Source organism: Pseudoxanthomonas mexicana (assembly GCF_046736355.1).
GTDB lineage: Bacteria > Pseudomonadota > Gammaproteobacteria > Xanthomonadales > Xanthomonadaceae > Pseudoxanthomonas_A > Pseudoxanthomonas_A mexicana_B.
Genome location: NZ_CP157201.1, coordinates 1336907 through 1351208 on the forward strand (window position 1 = coordinate 1336907; position 14302 = coordinate 1351208).

Consider the following 14302-nt stretch of genomic DNA (forward strand, 5'->3'; position numbering starts at 1 on the left):
AACCGCGGCGGATGCCGAGGTTCCGAAGCCTTCGCCGATGAATCCCTGAAGCCAACAAGATGAGCCTCCACGACCGTCGCCAGCGCAAGCCCTCCGCCTTGGCCGCCCTCGGCGCGGCATTGGCCGCCGTCGCGGTCGGCCTGTCCGCCTATGCCTCGCACGGCGTCGCCGACGCGCATGCGCAGTCCAACCTGCAGACCGCCGCGCTGTTCGCCTTCGGCCACGGCATCGCGCTGGCCGCGCTGGCGGCGGGCACCGCGCGCCGGCTGGGACGACTGGCGCTGCTGCTGCTGGCGCTGGGCACGCTGCTGTTCGCCGGCAGCCTGGCCGGCAATGCGCTGTGGGGATGGCCGACCCGGCTGGCGCCGTTCGGCGGGACCACGCTGATGCTGGGCTGGCTGCTGTGGGCAGCCGATGCGCTGAGGCGCTGACACAGGAAGCGACGCCATGCCACGCCATGCCCGCGGCTTCGACACCGCCGCCGCCTTCGAACACCTCGGCCGGCGCGATCGCCGCCTTGGCGGCTGGATGAAGCGCATCGGCTACCTGGAGCCGCAGGACGGCTGGCGGCGCCGCTTCGATCCGGTCGACGCGCTGGCACGCGCCATCCTCTACCAGCAGCTCAGCGGCAAGGCCGCGGCGACCATCGTCGGCCGGGTCGAGGCCGCCCTCGGCAGCGCGCGGCTGCATGCCGACACGCTGGGCCGCATGGACGATGCCGCGCTGCGCGCCTGCGGCGTGTCCGGCAACAAGACGCTGGCATTGCGCGATCTGGCGCTGCGCGAGTTGCGCGGGGAGATCCCGACGCTGCGGCAGATGGCGACGATGCACCACGACGAGATCGTCGCCGCGCTGGTGCCGATCCGCGGCATCGGCCGCTGGACGGTGGAGATGATGCTGATGTTCCGCCTGGGCCGGCCCGACATCCTGCCGGTGGACGATCTCGGCGTCCGCAAGGGCGCGCAGCTGGTCGACAAGGCCGGGACGATGCCGACGCCGAGGGAACTGGCCGCGCGCGGCGAGCAGTGGGGGCCTTACCGCACCTACGCCAGCTTCTACCTCTGGCGCATCGCCGACTTCGCCGCGCAGGCCAGGGAGCCGACCAGGCGTTCGCAGGACTGAAGCACCGCGCCGTTCGGCGGACGGCTGACTTCCGGAACTGGAACGCTTTCGGTTCCAACGCCGCGTCCTGTCACCCCCGCGCGCCTTGGCCTTTGCTTGCCGATGCTGCCGGGTGCGGTCCGCTTCTTCTCCCCGCGCGGGGAAGCGGCGGGAAGGGCCTACGATTCCGTCCCTGCCTCCCGGTACCGCCAGTGCCAGGGCTCGTAGACGATGCCGTGCGGGTTGTCGCGCGGATAGCTCATCGTGAAGCCGAACCCGGCGGCGTGGCGTTGCAGCCAGGCGAAGGCGTGCGTGCGCTCGAACGACTCCTCCGCCGGCGGCTCACCCGGCGCGCCGATGTCCAGCGCCTGCCCGCCGTGGTGTTCGCTGTGGCCGGGCGCGGCGTTGACGGCGAGGATCTGCGCCAGGCTCTGCCCGCGCGCGAACTTGCGCTCGAAGATGCCGAGCTGGTAGTCGTGGCTGCGATAGCCGGAGATGGCCTCCAGCACGACGCCTTCGCGCATGGCGGCCGCCTGCATGCGCTGCCAGGCGCGCGCGGCGGCGGCGGTGAGCCACAGCGGCCGGCGGTAGCGATCGAAGCCGGCCAGCGCCAGCCGCGTTGGTTCGGCCACCCGCGGCAGGCCGGTGCGCGCGCCGTAGTCGCCGTCCACGCCCAGTTGCGCGAGGCGCTCGTGCAGGCGATCCAACGGCAGCGTCGCCGATGCGCCCGGCGGCCGGCGTGGCGTGGCGAGCACCGCGTCCAGCATGTCCAGCGCCGCGTCGACGCCGCGTTCGCGCGTCCAGCGCGGCAGCAGCGGCTGCAGCCCTTCGTCCACGGTGGCGGCCAGGTAGCGGCCGTCGTGCTTGCGCCGCAGCACGAAGCGCGCGCGCGCCAGCAGGCGGGCGTCATGGTTGCCGCGCGCGCGCAGCAGCCAGGCCGGCCACAGTTCGATGTCCGGGGTGTTGAACAGGAAGCGGTCTGGCGCGCGCATCGGCGCAGGTTACCGGCGTGCCGATGCGCCCGCCAGTTCGCGCAGCCGTTCCAGCAGCGCGCGCGCGTCCCGAGGTTCCAGCAGCAGGTCATGGCCGCCGCGGGTGGGCAGCCACAGCCGGCGGCGGCCGGCGGCCAGCGCGACGAAGGCGCGGCGGCGGTTGCGCAGGCGGAACCAGCCGCTGCGGAAGCCGGGCAGGGCGAAGCCGTTGGTCTTGAGGGCCGGGCGCAGTTCGGTGCGCTCGTCCAGATCGACCACGCGGGCGTGTTCGAGATCCAGCGCGTCCAGCGCCACCGAGGTGCGGTAGAAGCTGGAGCGCACCTCCAGCCGCGCGGCATCCAGCGACAAGGCCTGCCGGTGCATGAAGCGCGCCAGCACCCACCACAGCGCCAGCGTCAGCAGCATCACCCCGCCCAGGGTCGCGAGCGAGGACAGCGCGATGCCGCCGCCGACCGAGTCCTGTGCCTGTCCGCCCAATGCCTCCCAGGCCAGGATGGCGGTGACCAGCAGCACCGGCAGCATCACCACGAGCACGAACAGCCATACGCGCGCCTTGCTGTCCGGCGGCGCCAGTTGCAGGCGTGGATCGGTTGGAGACATCTAGGGACTTCCCTTGCCCGGCAGCGGGGCGGTGACGTGGAGGCAGAACCGGCGCGTCTGCGCTGCAGCGGCCGGCGATGGTATCGAAAGCGTCAGGCTGTGGCCGTCCCCGCGCAGCCCGTTCCGGCATCGCGGCGGACGGGAGAAGCAGCGAGGGCCAGCCGCCGCCGGATCATGCTCAGCCCTCCCGCTTGAATACCAGGATGGGCGAGGGAACCGATGGCATGGTGTGGATGATGTTGACCAGTTCCCAGCCCAGCTTGCCGTGCTTGTTGAGTTCTTCCTGTAAGGCTTCGGCCTTGAAGCCGCCCATCCATCCCGTCTTCACTTCCACGACCTGGTAGTTCCAGCGATTGCTCATGGCTCGTTCTCCTGTGCGGGGGGATTGTCCGGCGCGGGCAGCCGCCCGGCCTTGCGCAGCGCGTCGCGCAGCACGTACTCGATCTGCGCGTTGAGGCTGCGCAGCTCGTCGTCGGCCCAGCGCTGCGCCGCCGCCAGCACGTCGGCGTTGATGCGCAGCGGATAGGCTTTCTTCTCGCTCACTTCCGCGATGCTCCAGCGGTGCCGCGGCGCAGGTGCAGCAGCAGCGAGACGAGTATCCCGTTGACCGCCAGCACCATCACCACCGCCACGGCCTGCATGGCGCCGGTGTTGCCGGCGGCCAAGTACAGGCCGAGGGCGCCGACGAACATGCACAGGGCGATCAATGCCCAGCGCAGGCCGGTGCCGCGCGCGTGCGCGCTGCCGTCGCGGCCGCTCCAGAGCGCGATGCCCAGCGCCGGCAGGCCGCTGGCGGCGATGATCAGCGGGCCGATCACGTCGTCCATGCCGGCCTCAGTACAGCGAGCCGGCGTTGACGATGGGCTGGGTGCCGCGATCGCCGCACAGCACCACCAGCAGGTTGCTGACCATCGCCGCGCGGCGTTCCTCGTCGAGCCTGACCGTGCCGTTCTTCTCCAGCTCGGCCAGCGCCATCTCGACCATGCCGACCGCGCCGGAGACGATGCGCGTGCGCGCGGCGATGACCGCGTTGGCCTGCTGGCGCTGCAGCATGGCCTGGGCGATTTCCGGCGCATAGGCCAGGTGGCTGATGCGCGCGTCGATGACCCGCACGCCGGCGTCGGCCAGCCGCTCGGCCAGTTCGTCCTGCAGGTGCTGGGAGATCTCCGCGGCGTGGCTGCGCAGCGCCAGCTGGCCTTCCTCGTGCTGGTCGTAGGGATAGCTGGTGGCCATCGCGCGCAGCGCCGATTCGGACTGGATGTGCACGAAGCTCTCGTAGTCGTCGACGTTGTAGACCGCCTCGGACGCGTCGACCACCTGCCAGACGATCACCGCGGCGATCTCGATCGGCGAGCCGTCCAGCTCGTTGACCTTGAGCTTGCCGCTCTCGAAGTTGCGCACGCGCATGGACACCTTGCGCTTGGCGTAGAAGGGGTTGTTCCAGCGCAGGCCGTTGTCCTTGACCGTGCCGACGTACTTGCCGAACAGGCTGATCACCGCCGCCTGGTTGGGCTGCACGGTGTACAGGCCGACCAGCACGAAGACCGACAGCGCGACCAGCGCCGCGCTGGCGATGATGCGCGCTGGATTGACGCCCGGGTCCGGGGCGACCGCGGTCACGAAGAGCCAGCCCGCCAGCACGGCGGCGGCGATGACGGCCAGCAGCACGGGGATGCCGGGCAGGGAGGGGATGGGCTGTTCTTTCATCGGCGTTCTCCAGGGTTTGGATATTGATATCAAATTGATATCAGGTGTCAATAGCCATTCGTCCGCCCGGGCCGCTCGCTAAACTTGGCGCCCCTTCCCGAAAGCCCACGCCCATGACCACGCTCGGTACCCCGCTGTCTCCCTCCGCCACCCGCGTGCTGCTGCTGGGCTCGGGCGAACTGGGCAAGGAGGTGGCGATCGAGCTGCAGCGGCTGGGGGTGGAGGTCGTCGCCGCCGACCGCTACGCCGACGCCCCGGCGATGCAGGTCGCGCATCGCGCCCACGTGCTGGACATGCTGGACGCGCAGGCGCTGCGGGCGCTGGTCGAGCGCGAGCAGCCGCACCTGATCGTCCCGGAGATCGAGGCCATCCAGACCGAGGTGCTGGTCGCGCTGGAATCCGAGGGCGCGGCCACCGTCATCCCGACCGCGCGCGCGGCGCGGCTGACGATGGACCGCGAGGGCATCCGCCGGCTCGCCGCCGAGACGCTGGGCCTGCCGACCTCGCCGTACCGCTTCGTCGACACGTTCGAGGAATACCGCGCGGCGGTCGCGGCCATTGGCCTGCCGTGCGTGGTCAAGCCGGTGATGTCGTCCTCCGGCAAGGGCCAGAGCACGCTGCGCGCCGAGGCCGACGTCGATCCGGCCTGGGACTACGCGCAGACCGGCGGCCGCGCCGGCGCCGGGCGCTGCATCGTCGAGGGCTTCGTCGACTTCGACTACGAGATCACCCTGCTGACCGTGCGCCACGCCGGCGGCACCGCGTTCTGCGATCCGATCGGCCACCTGCAGCGCGACGGCGACTACCGCGAGAGCTGGCAGCCGCAGCCGATGACGACGCAGGCGCTGCGGCGCTCGCAGGAGATCGCCCGCGCGATCACCGACGACCTCGGCGGCTGGGGCGTGTTCGGCGTGGAGCTGTTCGTCAGGGGCGACGAGGTGTGGTTCAGCGAAGTCTCGCCGCGCCCGCACGACACCGGGCTGGTCACGCTGATCTCGCAGGAACTGAGCGAGTTCGCGCTGCATGCCCGCGCCATCCTCGGCCTGCCGGTCGGCGTCGATGCGGGCGGGGCGATCCGCCAGCACGGGCCGTCGGCCTCGTGCGCGCTGCTGGCGCAGGGCCACGGCGTGCCGGCGTTCTCCAACGTGCAGGCCGCGCTGGCCACGCCCGACACCGCGCTGCGCCTGTTCGGCAAGCCGCGGGTGGAAGGCCAGCGCCGGGTCGGGGTGACGCTGGCGCGCGGCGAAAGCATCGAGGCCGCGCGCGAGACCGCCCGGCAGGCCGCCGCGGCGCTGCGCATCGAACTGATCTGAAGGGGAAGGCGATGAACGGCAGCGAAGGCTATGCGGTGTTCTTCTTCCCGCAGGCGCTGGAGGCGCTGGGCGAGGCGATCAAGCCGTACCTGGCGCAGGGGCCGGGCGAACCGCACGTGCTGTGCCGCGAGATCGACACCGCCGGCGCGCTGATCGAGATGACGCTGGAAGGGCAGACCCCGGAAGGCCGCACCGTGCAGATCGAGCTGATGGTGCCGGGGCAGATGGTCAGGATGATCGTCTCGGCGCGTAGCGACGGCGCGTTCGGCTTCGGACCGCGCGCCACCCCGGCCGTGGGAACGACGTAAGCCGCGATGACGCGCTGCCGCAAGTCCGGGCGTGACTGCATCGCTTCCTTGTGGAGTAGCTTGCCCGGCTGGTCGCGCGAAGCAGCGGAGCAAGCTCCGCTCTACAAGAAGCGGATGGCGCCGTACCGGAGGGAGCGCTTCGGCGCCTGGAGGTTGTAGAGCCGAGCTTGCTCGGCTCCTATTGGTGCATGAAGCAGCGGAGCAAGCTCCGCTCTACAAGAAGCGGGTGGCGCCGTACCGGAGGGAGCGCTTCGGCGCCTGGAGGTTGTAGAGCCGAGCTTGCTCGGCTCCTGTGGACGCATGAAGCAGCGGAGCAAGCTCCGCTCTACAAGAAGCGGGTGGCGCCGTACCGGAGGGAGCGCTTCGGCGTCCGCAAGCTGTAGAGCCGAGCTTGCTCGGCTCCTGTGGGTGCATGAAGCAGCGGAGCAAGCTCCGTTCTACAAGAAGCGGGTGGCGTCGTACCGGAGGGAGCGCTTCGGCGTCCGCAGGCTGTAGAGCCGAGCTTGCTCGGCTCCGGTGGGTGCATGAAGCAGCGGAGCAAGCTCCGCTCTACAAGAACCGGGTGGCGCCGTACCGGAGGGAGCGCTTCGGCGCCTGGAGGTTGTAGAGCCGAGCTTGCTCGGCTCCTATTGGTGCATGAAGCAGCGGAGCAAGCTCCGCTCTACAAGAAGCGGGGGGCGCCGTACCGGAGGGAGCGCTTCGGCGTCCGCAAGCTGTAGAGCCGAGCTTGCTCGGCTCCTGTGGGTGCATGAAGCAGCGGAGCAAGCTCCGTTCTACAAGAAGCGGGTGGCGCCGTACCGGAGGGAGCGCTTCGGCGTCCGGAGGCTGTAGAGCCGAGCTTGCTCGGCTCCGGTGGGTGCATGAAGCAGCGGAGCAAGCTCCGCTCTACAAGAACCGGGTGGCGCCGTACCGGAGGGAGCGCTTCGGCGCCTGGAGGTTGTAGAGCCGAGCTTGCTCGGCTCCTGTGGGTGCATGAAGCTGCGGAGCAAGCTCCGCTCTACAGGGAAAGGTCCACCCAGACCAGGTGGTGATCGCTGCCGTCGGCGATGGCAGCGTCGGCATCGTCGGGCGCGGGCCAGAACACGCCGCTGCCCGCGACGGCGAAGCCGGTCGACGGCAGTACGTAGTCCAGCCGCATCGCGCCGGTGCGCGGGCCGAAGTCGCCGGTGACGTGCGCGGGCGCGCCGCGCAGCGGCAGGCCCCGCGCGATGTAGCCGCGCGCCGCCGCCTCGCCGCCGGCGCTGCGCGGCGTGGCCATGCGCAGCACGCGCGGATGTTCCAGCAGTTCGAGGATGGCCGCGCTGCGGCCGTCGCCGTCGATGGGATCGTTGTTCAGATCGCCGGCGATGACGAAGCGCGCGTCCGCCGCCAGCCCGCCGCAGGCGCCGGCGTCGTCGCACAGCCAGGGCTTGTCGCCCGGCGTGACGTACTCGCGCCACAACCGGATCTCGTCGGCGTTGCGCGCGCCGTTGCGATCCTCCGGGCCGTCGAATACCGGCGGGGTCGGGTGCGAGACGAGGAAATGCAGCGTGCCGCGCGGCGTCAGCACCGGCACGTCCCAGTGCGACTTCGACGACAGCCGCAGCTGCTCCCACACCTCGTCGCGGTGCCAGGGCCGGCCCGTGGCCGGATCGAGGGGACGCGCCGCAGCCGGCATCGCGCTCCAGCGCAACAGCTGAAACGTGCGCGCCCGCGCGGCGTCGATCGGAAAGCGCGACAGCACCAGCATGCCGTACTGGCCCGGGTGCAGGCCGTAGCCCCAAGCATCGTTGCCGCGCTGCCGGCCTTCGCCGATGCCGCCGTCGTTGTCCAGGTCCAGCCCGCTCGGCACGCCGGTGTTGACCGGCGCGAGGTAGCGGTACGGATAGTGCAGCGCCTGCCCGCCGCCGGGCTGCGGCGCCTCCAGGTAGCGGCGCTGGAACAGCTCCGCGGCGCGGTGGCTTTCGTCGTAGTCGAACTCGTTGATCAGCACCAGGTCCGGTCGGGTCTTTTGCAGCACCGCGGCGATCTTGCGCGCGCGCGGGCTGTCGCCTTGCAGTTCGGCGATCAGCCCGCCGGCGGTGTCGGCATACAGCGAAGCGTTGTAGGTGGCCACGCGCAGCGGCGCGTCGGCGGGTCGATCGGCGGGCGTGCTCACGCAGGCGGCCAGCAGCAGGGGCAGGCAGGACAGGATTCGGCGCATGCCGTCATTCTGGCACGGCGCCGTGATCGGGCGATGACGCATCCCGCGTCGCGGCTTCGTCGAAATCGCGCCAGCGGCGGCCGTCGTAGGCTTCCAGCGGGCGGTAGCGGCGCTTGTAGTCCATCTTGCGGTGGCCGTCGATCCAGTAGCCCAGGTACAGGTGCCGACGCGATTCGCGGCGCGCCCATTCGATCTGGCGCAGGATCGCCAGCGTGCCGAGGCTGCGCGCTTCCTCGTCGGGATCGTAGAAGGTGTAGACCGCCGACAGCGCGTCGGGCACCAGGTCGGTCACCGCCACCGCCAGCAGGCGGCCGCGTTCGCGCAGTTCGAGGAAGCGGCCCTGCGACCAACTGCCGACCAGGAACTGGTCGAACTCGGCCGCGCCGTGATCGTCCATGCCGCCGTCGCGGTGGCGCGCGCCGAGGTAGCGCCGGTACAGCGCCAGGTGCTCGCCGGTCTGCACGTTGGCGACGATGCGGGCATCGACGTGCGCGTTGCGCGCGGCGCAGCGGCGCTGGCCGCGATCCGGCGCGAAGCGATCGACCGGGATGCGCACCGCCACGCAGGCGCGGCAGTGCAGGCAGTGTGGGCGGTAGACGATGTCGCCGGAGCGGCGGAAGCCCCAGCCCAGCGCATGGGGATAGAACGCGGGCAGGCGCGGATCGCGCGGATCCAGCACCAGGTCGCGCGCCTCGCGGTCGGGCCAGTAGCCGCAAGGGTGCGTGCCGGTGTGGAACAGGCGCAGGTCGTCGCCGGGCAGCGAATCGGCGCCCATCGCTACGTCCCCAGCCGCACCAGCAGGATTGCGCCGGCCGCGCCGCCGGCCAGCGCGCCTGCGATCAGATCGCGCGGCCGGTGGCGTTGCAGGCGCAGCCGCGACCATGCGATCGCGGCCGCCATGCACAGCATGGCCAGCGTCCACGCCGGGCCCAGCGGCCACAGCAGGCAGGCGGCGTAGACGGCGAAGGCCAGGTGCAGCGACAACTTGCACAGGCGCACGCACGCCAGCGCCACCGCGACGATCGCCGCCGCCAGCGCCAGGCCCAGGACCAGCTCCGCCGCCGCGCCGGCCAGCGCCGACAGCGCGGCGCCGAGGGCGAAGGCCGCCAGCAGCGCGAGGTTGAGCGAGCGCCGCTCTTCACGGTGGCTGGCATCGACGTGCGCCCAGCGACCGCGCCGCACCTGCCACCAAGACCAGCCCATCACCACGACGGCGAACAAGGCGAAACCCAGCGCCAGCCGCCCCGCCAGCGCCGCGTCGCCGCGCCGGGAGGCCAGCAGCAGCGCGGCCAGCGGCGTCACCAGCATCGGGTGGCCGGCGATGGACAGCGCGCGGGCGAGCGGTTCGGACATGCGCTGAGCATACTGCGGCGGCGCTTTCGCGTGGATTGCGACTGTCCGCAGGATGAACCGGCGGCGGCGACGGTCAACCCGCTCCCGGCACGGGCGTTTTCCGATGCGTGGCGCATGTCGCGCCCTGTTCGAGGAGATATCGCATGACCCGCAAGACCCTGCTGATGATGGCCGTGCTGGCCGCGCTGGGCGCCGGCGCCGCCGTGGCCGCCACGCCGCCGGATACCGCCGGCAAGCGCACCGAACGCCTGGTGCTGGACAAGAACGGCGACGGCTTCATCGACCGCGCCGAGGCCGCCGCGCATCCGCGCCTGGCCGGGAAGTTCGATGAGCTGGACAAGAACAAGGACGGCAAGCTGTCGGCCGACGAGCGCCCGCAGCGCGCCGGCAAGTGGGGGCGCAAGGGCCACGGCCCGCAGGCCGGCCTGCATGGCCGCGGTTTCGGCCACGGCAAGCTGGACGCCGACAGGGACGGCCGCATCAGCCGCGCCGAGGCCGCCGCCGATGCACGCTTTGCCGCCCGCTTCGACCAGGCCGACGCCAACAAGGACGGCTTCGTCGATCGCGCCGATCGCGAGGCACACGCGAAGCAGCGCCGCGACCAGTGGTTCGCCGCTGCCGACGCCGACAGGGACGGCAAGCTGACCCGCGCCGAGATCGATGCGGCCGACGGCAAGCGCCGCGCCGAATTCCAGCAGCGCATGCAGGCGCGCACGGACGAGCGCTTCGCCGGCATCGACGCCGACAAGGACGGCCGCATCAGCCGCGAGGAAGCCAGGGCGCACCCGCGCCTGGGTGAGCGCTTCGATCAGCTGGACGCGAACAAGGATGGCTTCCTGGGCAAGGACGAACTGCGCTTCAGGCACGCGCGCCGATAAGCGGGAAGGCGTGATGACACCCATGCGCCACCTGCCTGAAGGTGGAGCGTGCGCAAGTGCGTACGCTTCACCTTTCCCAATCCCCAATCCCCAATCCCTAGTCCCTAGTCCCTAGTCCCTCAATCCCAAGCACAGAGGCAACCACGCGGGCCTGTGCCTCCTGGTCCATCGGCCCCAGCATCGCGCCGGCGCCGAGCATGTGCCCCAGCGAAGGATAGTGATGCACTTGCAACCGCTCGCCGAAGGCGTCGCCGAGCTTGTCCAGCATCGGCATCTGCCGGTCGGCGGGCGTCGCCGCATCGATGCCGCCCAGATGGACCGAGATGCTGCCGCGATAGCCGTGCAGATGCTCGATGACGGGCGTGTCGTCGAGCAGCCACTGCTTCCACCATCCAAAGGAGGCGAATATTCCGCCATCGGCGGCAAGGTGGTGGGCGAACGGTACGGCGTCGTCGATGGCCAGCCATTGGGAACGCAGCATCACGTATTCGCGGCTTTCCATCGTTTCGGTGAGGCTGGACAGGTTCCAGCCGCCATCGGGCGACTTGAAGGCCGTACAGGCTTCTGCCGCGATGCCGGCCTCGTCGCAGAAGGCATCGATCCGTGCATTGTCGACGGAAAGTTCCGTGCCGCTGCCGCCTAGCCGGCGCAGGAAGTCGGCGGCATGGCGGCTGAAGATCTGCCAGCGGATGACCGACATCGGGCTTTCCGCGACCATGCCGATGAACACGATGCCGGACGGATCGATCCGCCCGTCTCCTACCAGGCGCGAGACGTGCACGCTGCCCTCGGAATGGGCGAGGACGATGATGCGCTCGGGATCGATGCGCGGGTGTCGCCGGGCGTGTTCGTAGACCTGCAGGAAATCGGATTGCAGCGTCTGCCAGGAGACCGACTTGCGCAGGTCGTTGTCGACGCAGGAAGCGACGAAATGCGTCCTGATCTGCTGCCGCGACTGGCAGTGCTCGCAGGGGGGCATGGTCCTGGCATTGCACGACACGCCGCGATAGTCGTGGCGCACGACCGCCAGGCCCTGCGCGGTCAGGGTCCGTGCCAGTTCACGGAAGATGAGGTCGGCGTCGGTGCCGGATGTCCCGTAATGGACATCCCTGTCGAACGCATCGGTCCCGCCCAGCATCACCACCGCGGGCAGGGTTTGCCGTTGCGCGTCAACAGCGGGAAAGTCGATTTGCCCGTGCAGCGTCACCCCATTGCCGGCCTCCAGGGCAAAGGGCTCGCTTGCGGTCGTGGCGAAGGCGGCGGGGAGCGCGCCTGCGGCCAGCAGCAATGCAAGGATGATCCGCATGCAGGCGCGGAGGCCGCGATTGCCGGGCGGGGTGGCGTTGTCCGTCGAAGGAATGGGCATGGCGGGATGACCTGTCTGGTGTATGTGGGAAAGGCATGAAGAAGCGCGGGTTCAGAAGCCCACGCGCCCGCCGAGGATCAGCCCGAGGACCAGCGCCGCCATCGCCAGGCCGATGCCCACCACCGCGCCGATCGACTGCCAGCGGCGCTCCCGCCGCTGCTTCTCCAGCGTGCCCTGCGGATCCAGGCGCATGTCGCGGGCGCGGCGGCGGGCGAGGATGCGCGGCAGCCAGTACATGGACGACCACAGGATGCCGGCCATGTAGCCCAGCGAGACCAGCACGTGCGGCACCCAGCCGGGCATGCGCGCGAGCGTGGTCAGGGCGAGGACGAAGGCGATCACCAGCGCCGTGTTGAACAGGCCGTACAGCAGCAGCCCGTTGCGTTCGCGCCGATCCAGCGGCTGCCGCAGCGGCTTGCGGATGCCGTACCAGATCGCCGAGATGCCGGCGATCATGCCGATGGCGACCGCGCCGGCCGAGGCGCCCAGCAGCTTCAGCGCGCCCTTGCCGGCCACGCCGGTGCCCGCGCCCAGCACCGCGGCGGCGGCGGTGGGCGGAGCCGCGATCGCGATCAGGCCGGCCACCGCCGAGGCGAACGCCGCCGAGGGCGCGCTGCTGCGGGCGAACTCGCCGAAGCGCGCCATCAGTTCCTCGCGCACCTGCTGGCGCGCGCGCGACAGCCGCTTGCGCACCGCCGCGTCGGTCAGCCCCAGCAGGTCGGCGACCTGCTGGCTGCGCTGGCCTTCGCGGTAGTACAGCAGCAGGGTCTCGCGGCTGTCCTCGGGCAGGGCGGCGATGACCTCGGCGGCGGCCCGTTCCTGTTCGGTGTGTAGCGCGCGCTCGGCCGGGGTCGGCGCGGTGTCGGCGGCCAGCTCCAGCGCCAGTTCGGCCTGCTCGCCGGTCATGGCGTGGCGCGCGCGGCTCTCCAGGTGGTCGCGCGCCAGGTTGCGGGTGATCTGGCGCAGCCAGGGCAGGAAGCTGTCGGCGTTCTTCAGCCGGCCCAGGTGATGCCAGGCACGCAGGAAGGCTTCCTGGGCGATGTCCTCGCTGGCCTGCACGTCGCGGGTGATCGACAGCGCGATCGCGGTGACGGTGTTCTGGCAGGACAGCACGATGCGTCCGTAGGCATCGTGGTCGCCGCGCGCGGCGGCGGACAGGTTCTCGCGCAGGATCAGATCGGTTGCAAGGGTCGCCACGGTATTCGCCTCCTTGGGGTCGTGCAGGACAGGACCCGGGCCGGAGGCGAAGTGTGACCGGCGGGAGGGCGCCGGCCAACCGGCGGCTACATCAGGCCGGCGTTGGACAGGGCGAACAGCAGCGAAGCGCCGGCGAGCAGGCTGCTCAGCACCACCGCGGGCCTGCCGACGACATAGGCGTAGCCTCGCCGGCGCCCGGCATTGGCCGGGCGCGCGAGGATCGGATCCATGATGCGCGGCAGCGTGACCAGGTACTGGTAGTTGACGATGCCCATGCCGAGGGCGAACACGGCGAAGATGGCCTGCCACGGGAGCGCCAGCAGGGTCGCCAGCATCAGGCAGAACAGCATGGCCGAACCGGTGCCGGCATTGAGGAACATGAATCGCTGCACCTGCCCGCGTTCGCGTGCGTCGGCGCAGAAACGCGCCAGGTACCACCAGGTCAGGGCGTAGGCGCCGGCGCCGCCGAGCATGCCGCCGATGACCCCGCCCAGGACGGCCGGATGCTGGGTGAGCTGTTCGACGATCACGCCCAGCGAGCCGCCCGCGACGCCGCCGGCCGCACCGCCGGTACCCAGCTTGCCGAGACCGCCGCCGAGCACGCCCGAGCCGATCACCGTCGCCGCGCTGGCGGTGGGCATGGCGCCGACCAGCCCGCCCATCACCACCATCGCGAAGGCGGCGCCCGGCGCGCTGGAGCGCGCGAACTCGCCGAACCGCGCCAGCAGCTCGTCGCGCACGCAGGCGCGCGCGCGCGACAGCCGCTTGCGCACCGCCGCGTCGCTCAGGCCCAGCAACTGCGCGACCTGCTGCGAACTCTGGCCCTCGCGGTAGAACAGCAGCAGGGTCTCGCGGCTGTCCTCCGGCAGCGCGGAGATGATCTCGACGGCGGCCAACTCCTGCTCGGTCATCGCCAGGTGCTCGTCCGGCGAGGGCGCGGGATCGGCAGCCAGGCCGATGGCGATCTCGGCGCCTTCGCCGGTCATCGGCCGGTGCCGGTGCGCGCGCAGCCAGTCGCGGGCGAGGTTGCGGGTGATCTGGCGCAGCCAGGGCAGGAAGCTGGTGCTGTTCTTCAGCCGATCCAGTTGCTGCCAGGCGCGCAGGAAGGCTTCCTGGGCGATGTCCTCGCTGGCCTGCACGTCGCGGGTGATCGCCAGCGCGATCGCGGTCACCGTGTTCTGGCAGGCGCGCACGATGCGGCCGTAGGCGGCGTGATCGCCGCGCGCGGCGGCGGGCAGTTCGGCGTGCAGCATCAGTTCCAGGGCCTGGGCATTCATGTCGATCGCGTTCTCGTGGCGGGTTCGA

At 71.0% G+C, this 14302-nt stretch carries 16 protein-coding genes and 2 pseudogenes; 6 read left to right on the forward strand and 12 right to left on the reverse strand.

Going from position 1 to position 14302, the window contains the following annotated elements:
- The first annotated feature begins 59 nt into the window (after positions 1–59).
- Positions 60–431 carry a DUF423 domain-containing protein gene (locus AAG688_RS06045; RefSeq protein ID WP_411834462.1) on the forward strand — a complete coding sequence of 124 codons (372 nt, stop codon included), beginning with the start codon at positions 60–62 and terminating at the stop codon, positions 429–431.
- Between the two features lie 16 nt (positions 432–447).
- Positions 448–1122, forward strand: coding sequence for a DNA-3-methyladenine glycosylase family protein (locus tag AAG688_RS06050; protein ID WP_411834463.1), 675 nt, complete (start codon positions 448–450; stop codon positions 1120–1122).
- Between the two features lie 158 nt (positions 1123–1280).
- Here AAG688_RS06050 and AAG688_RS06055 read toward each other — a convergent pair whose 3' ends face one another.
- The 6 genes from AAG688_RS06055 to AAG688_RS06080 form a co-directional block, all read right to left on the reverse strand.
- The gene (locus AAG688_RS06055; RefSeq protein ID WP_411834464.1) at positions 1281–2093 is read right to left on the reverse strand and encodes a M15 family metallopeptidase; all 813 of its coding nucleotides are present in this window, start codon (positions 2091–2093) and stop codon (positions 1281–1283) included.
- Positions 2094–2102: 9 nt separating this feature from the next.
- Entirely contained in the window at positions 2103–2693 is a 591-nt protein-coding gene (locus tag AAG688_RS06060; RefSeq protein ID WP_411834465.1) for a hypothetical protein, read from the reverse strand.
- Between the two features lie 178 nt (positions 2694–2871).
- Positions 2872–3054 carry a DUF4177 domain-containing protein gene (locus AAG688_RS06065; RefSeq protein WP_411834466.1) on the reverse strand — a complete coding sequence of 61 codons (183 nt, stop codon included), beginning with the start codon at positions 3052–3054 and terminating at the stop codon, positions 2872–2874.
- Positions 3051–3236, reverse strand: a complete 186-nt coding sequence (locus AAG688_RS06070) for an Arc family DNA binding domain-containing protein (protein ID WP_411834468.1) — start codon at positions 3234–3236, stop codon at positions 3051–3053. The genes AAG688_RS06065 and AAG688_RS06070 overlap by 4 nt, the downstream gene beginning before the upstream one ends.
- The gene (locus tag AAG688_RS06075; protein WP_411834469.1) at positions 3233–3520 is read right to left on the reverse strand and encodes a hypothetical protein; all 288 of its coding nucleotides are present in this window, start codon (positions 3518–3520) and stop codon (positions 3233–3235) included. Before AAG688_RS06075 ends, AAG688_RS06070 begins: the two co-directional genes overlap by 4 nt.
- A 7-nt stretch (positions 3521–3527) precedes the next feature.
- Positions 3528–4400: an SPFH domain-containing protein gene (locus AAG688_RS06080; protein ID WP_411834470.1), complete on the reverse strand. Its 873-nt coding sequence runs from the start codon at positions 4398–4400 to the stop codon at positions 3528–3530.
- A gap of 113 nt (positions 4401–4513) precedes the next feature.
- On the opposite strand from AAG688_RS06080, the gene purT reads away from it, so the two are divergent.
- Positions 4514–5713 (forward strand): formate-dependent phosphoribosylglycinamide formyltransferase, encoded by a 1200-nt coding sequence (gene purT / locus AAG688_RS06085; RefSeq protein ID WP_411834472.1) that lies wholly within the window; start codon positions 4514–4516, stop codon positions 5711–5713.
- Positions 5714–5724: 11 nt separating this feature from the next.
- Positions 5725–6021 carry a hypothetical protein gene (locus AAG688_RS06090; RefSeq protein ID WP_411834473.1) on the forward strand — a complete coding sequence of 99 codons (297 nt, stop codon included), beginning with the start codon at positions 5725–5727 and terminating at the stop codon, positions 6019–6021.
- A gap of 997 nt (positions 6022–7018) precedes the next feature.
- Here AAG688_RS06090 and AAG688_RS06095 read toward each other — a convergent pair.
- The 3 genes from AAG688_RS06095 to AAG688_RS06105 are packed head-to-tail and all read right to left on the reverse strand — an operon-like array spanning position 7019 to position 9556.
- Positions 7019–8203 (reverse strand): endonuclease/exonuclease/phosphatase family protein, encoded by a 1185-nt coding sequence (locus tag AAG688_RS06095; RefSeq protein WP_411834474.1) that lies wholly within the window; start codon positions 8201–8203, stop codon positions 7019–7021.
- A 4-nt stretch (positions 8204–8207) separates the two neighbouring features.
- Positions 8208–8978 carry an arginyltransferase gene (locus AAG688_RS06100; RefSeq protein ID WP_411834475.1) on the reverse strand — a complete coding sequence of 257 codons (771 nt, stop codon included), beginning with the start codon at positions 8976–8978 and terminating at the stop codon, positions 8208–8210.
- A gap of 2 nt (positions 8979–8980) precedes the next feature.
- A complete protein-coding gene (locus AAG688_RS06105) occupies positions 8981–9556 on the reverse strand; it encodes a phosphatase PAP2 family protein (RefSeq protein WP_411834476.1) in 576 nt (191 codons plus the stop codon).
- A 143-nt stretch (positions 9557–9699) separates the two neighbouring features.
- On the opposite strand from AAG688_RS06105, the pseudogene AAG688_RS06110 reads away from it, so the two are divergent.
- A pseudogene (locus AAG688_RS06110) lies at positions 9700–10224 on the forward strand (calcium-binding protein); the annotation flags it as partial.
- A 78-nt stretch (positions 10225–10302) separates the two neighbouring features.
- Positions 10303–10434 (forward strand): annotated as a pseudogene (locus AAG688_RS06115) (hypothetical protein); the annotation flags it as partial.
- A gap of 97 nt (positions 10435–10531) precedes the next feature.
- Here AAG688_RS06115 and AAG688_RS06120 read toward each other — a convergent pair.
- From AAG688_RS06120 to AAG688_RS06130, 3 genes are all read right to left on the reverse strand, one after another.
- Positions 10532–11800 carry an alpha/beta hydrolase gene (locus tag AAG688_RS06120; protein WP_411834478.1) on the reverse strand — a complete coding sequence of 423 codons (1269 nt, stop codon included), beginning with the start codon at positions 11798–11800 and terminating at the stop codon, positions 10532–10534.
- 51 nt (positions 11801–11851) lie between these two features.
- A complete protein-coding gene (locus AAG688_RS06125; protein WP_411834479.1) occupies positions 11852–12997 on the reverse strand; it encodes an RNA polymerase sigma factor in 1146 nt (381 codons plus the stop codon).
- Positions 12998–13083: 86 nt separating this feature from the next.
- Positions 13084–14274, reverse strand: coding sequence for an RNA polymerase sigma factor (locus tag AAG688_RS06130; RefSeq protein WP_411834480.1), 1191 nt, complete (start codon positions 14272–14274; stop codon positions 13084–13086).
- Positions 14275–14302: the final 28 nt, after the last annotated feature.

Coding starts and splice junctions, on each gene's coding strand:
- AAG688_RS06100 (WP_411834475.1), bottom strand. CDS start 8,978: ATGGGCGCCGATTCGCTGCCCGGCGACGACCTGCGCCTGTTCCACACC.
- AAG688_RS06055 (WP_411834464.1), bottom strand. CDS start 2,093: ATGCGCGCGCCAGACCGCTTCCTGTTCAACACCCCGGACATCGAACTG.
- AAG688_RS06095 (WP_411834474.1), bottom strand. CDS start 8,203: ATGCGCCGAATCCTGTCCTGCCTGCCCCTGCTGCTGGCCGCCTGCGTG.
- AAG688_RS06065 (WP_411834466.1), bottom strand. CDS start 3,054: ATGAGCAATCGCTGGAACTACCAGGTCGTGGAAGTGAAGACGGGATGG.
- AAG688_RS06045 (WP_411834462.1), top strand. CDS start 60: ATGAGCCTCCACGACCGTCGCCAGCGCAAGCCCTCCGCCTTGGCCGCC.
- AAG688_RS06060 (WP_411834465.1), bottom strand. CDS start 2,693: ATGTCTCCAACCGATCCACGCCTGCAACTGGCGCCGCCGGACAGCAAG.
- AAG688_RS06080 (WP_411834470.1), bottom strand. CDS start 4,400: ATGAAAGAACAGCCCATCCCCTCCCTGCCCGGCATCCCCGTGCTGCTG.
- AAG688_RS06090 (WP_411834473.1), top strand. CDS start 5,725: ATGAACGGCAGCGAAGGCTATGCGGTGTTCTTCTTCCCGCAGGCGCTG.
- AAG688_RS06120 (WP_411834478.1), bottom strand. CDS start 11,800: ATGCCCATTCCTTCGACGGACAACGCCACCCCGCCCGGCAATCGCGGC.
- AAG688_RS06105 (WP_411834476.1), bottom strand. CDS start 9,556: ATGTCCGAACCGCTCGCCCGCGCGCTGTCCATCGCCGGCCACCCGATG.
- purT (WP_411834472.1), top strand. CDS start 4,514: ATGACCACGCTCGGTACCCCGCTGTCTCCCTCCGCCACCCGCGTGCTG.
- AAG688_RS06130 (WP_411834480.1), bottom strand. CDS start 14,274: ATGAATGCCCAGGCCCTGGAACTGATGCTGCACGCCGAACTGCCCGCC.
- AAG688_RS06075 (WP_411834469.1), bottom strand. CDS start 3,520: ATGGACGACGTGATCGGCCCGCTGATCATCGCCGCCAGCGGCCTGCCG.
- AAG688_RS06050 (WP_411834463.1), top strand. CDS start 448: ATGCCACGCCATGCCCGCGGCTTCGACACCGCCGCCGCCTTCGAACAC.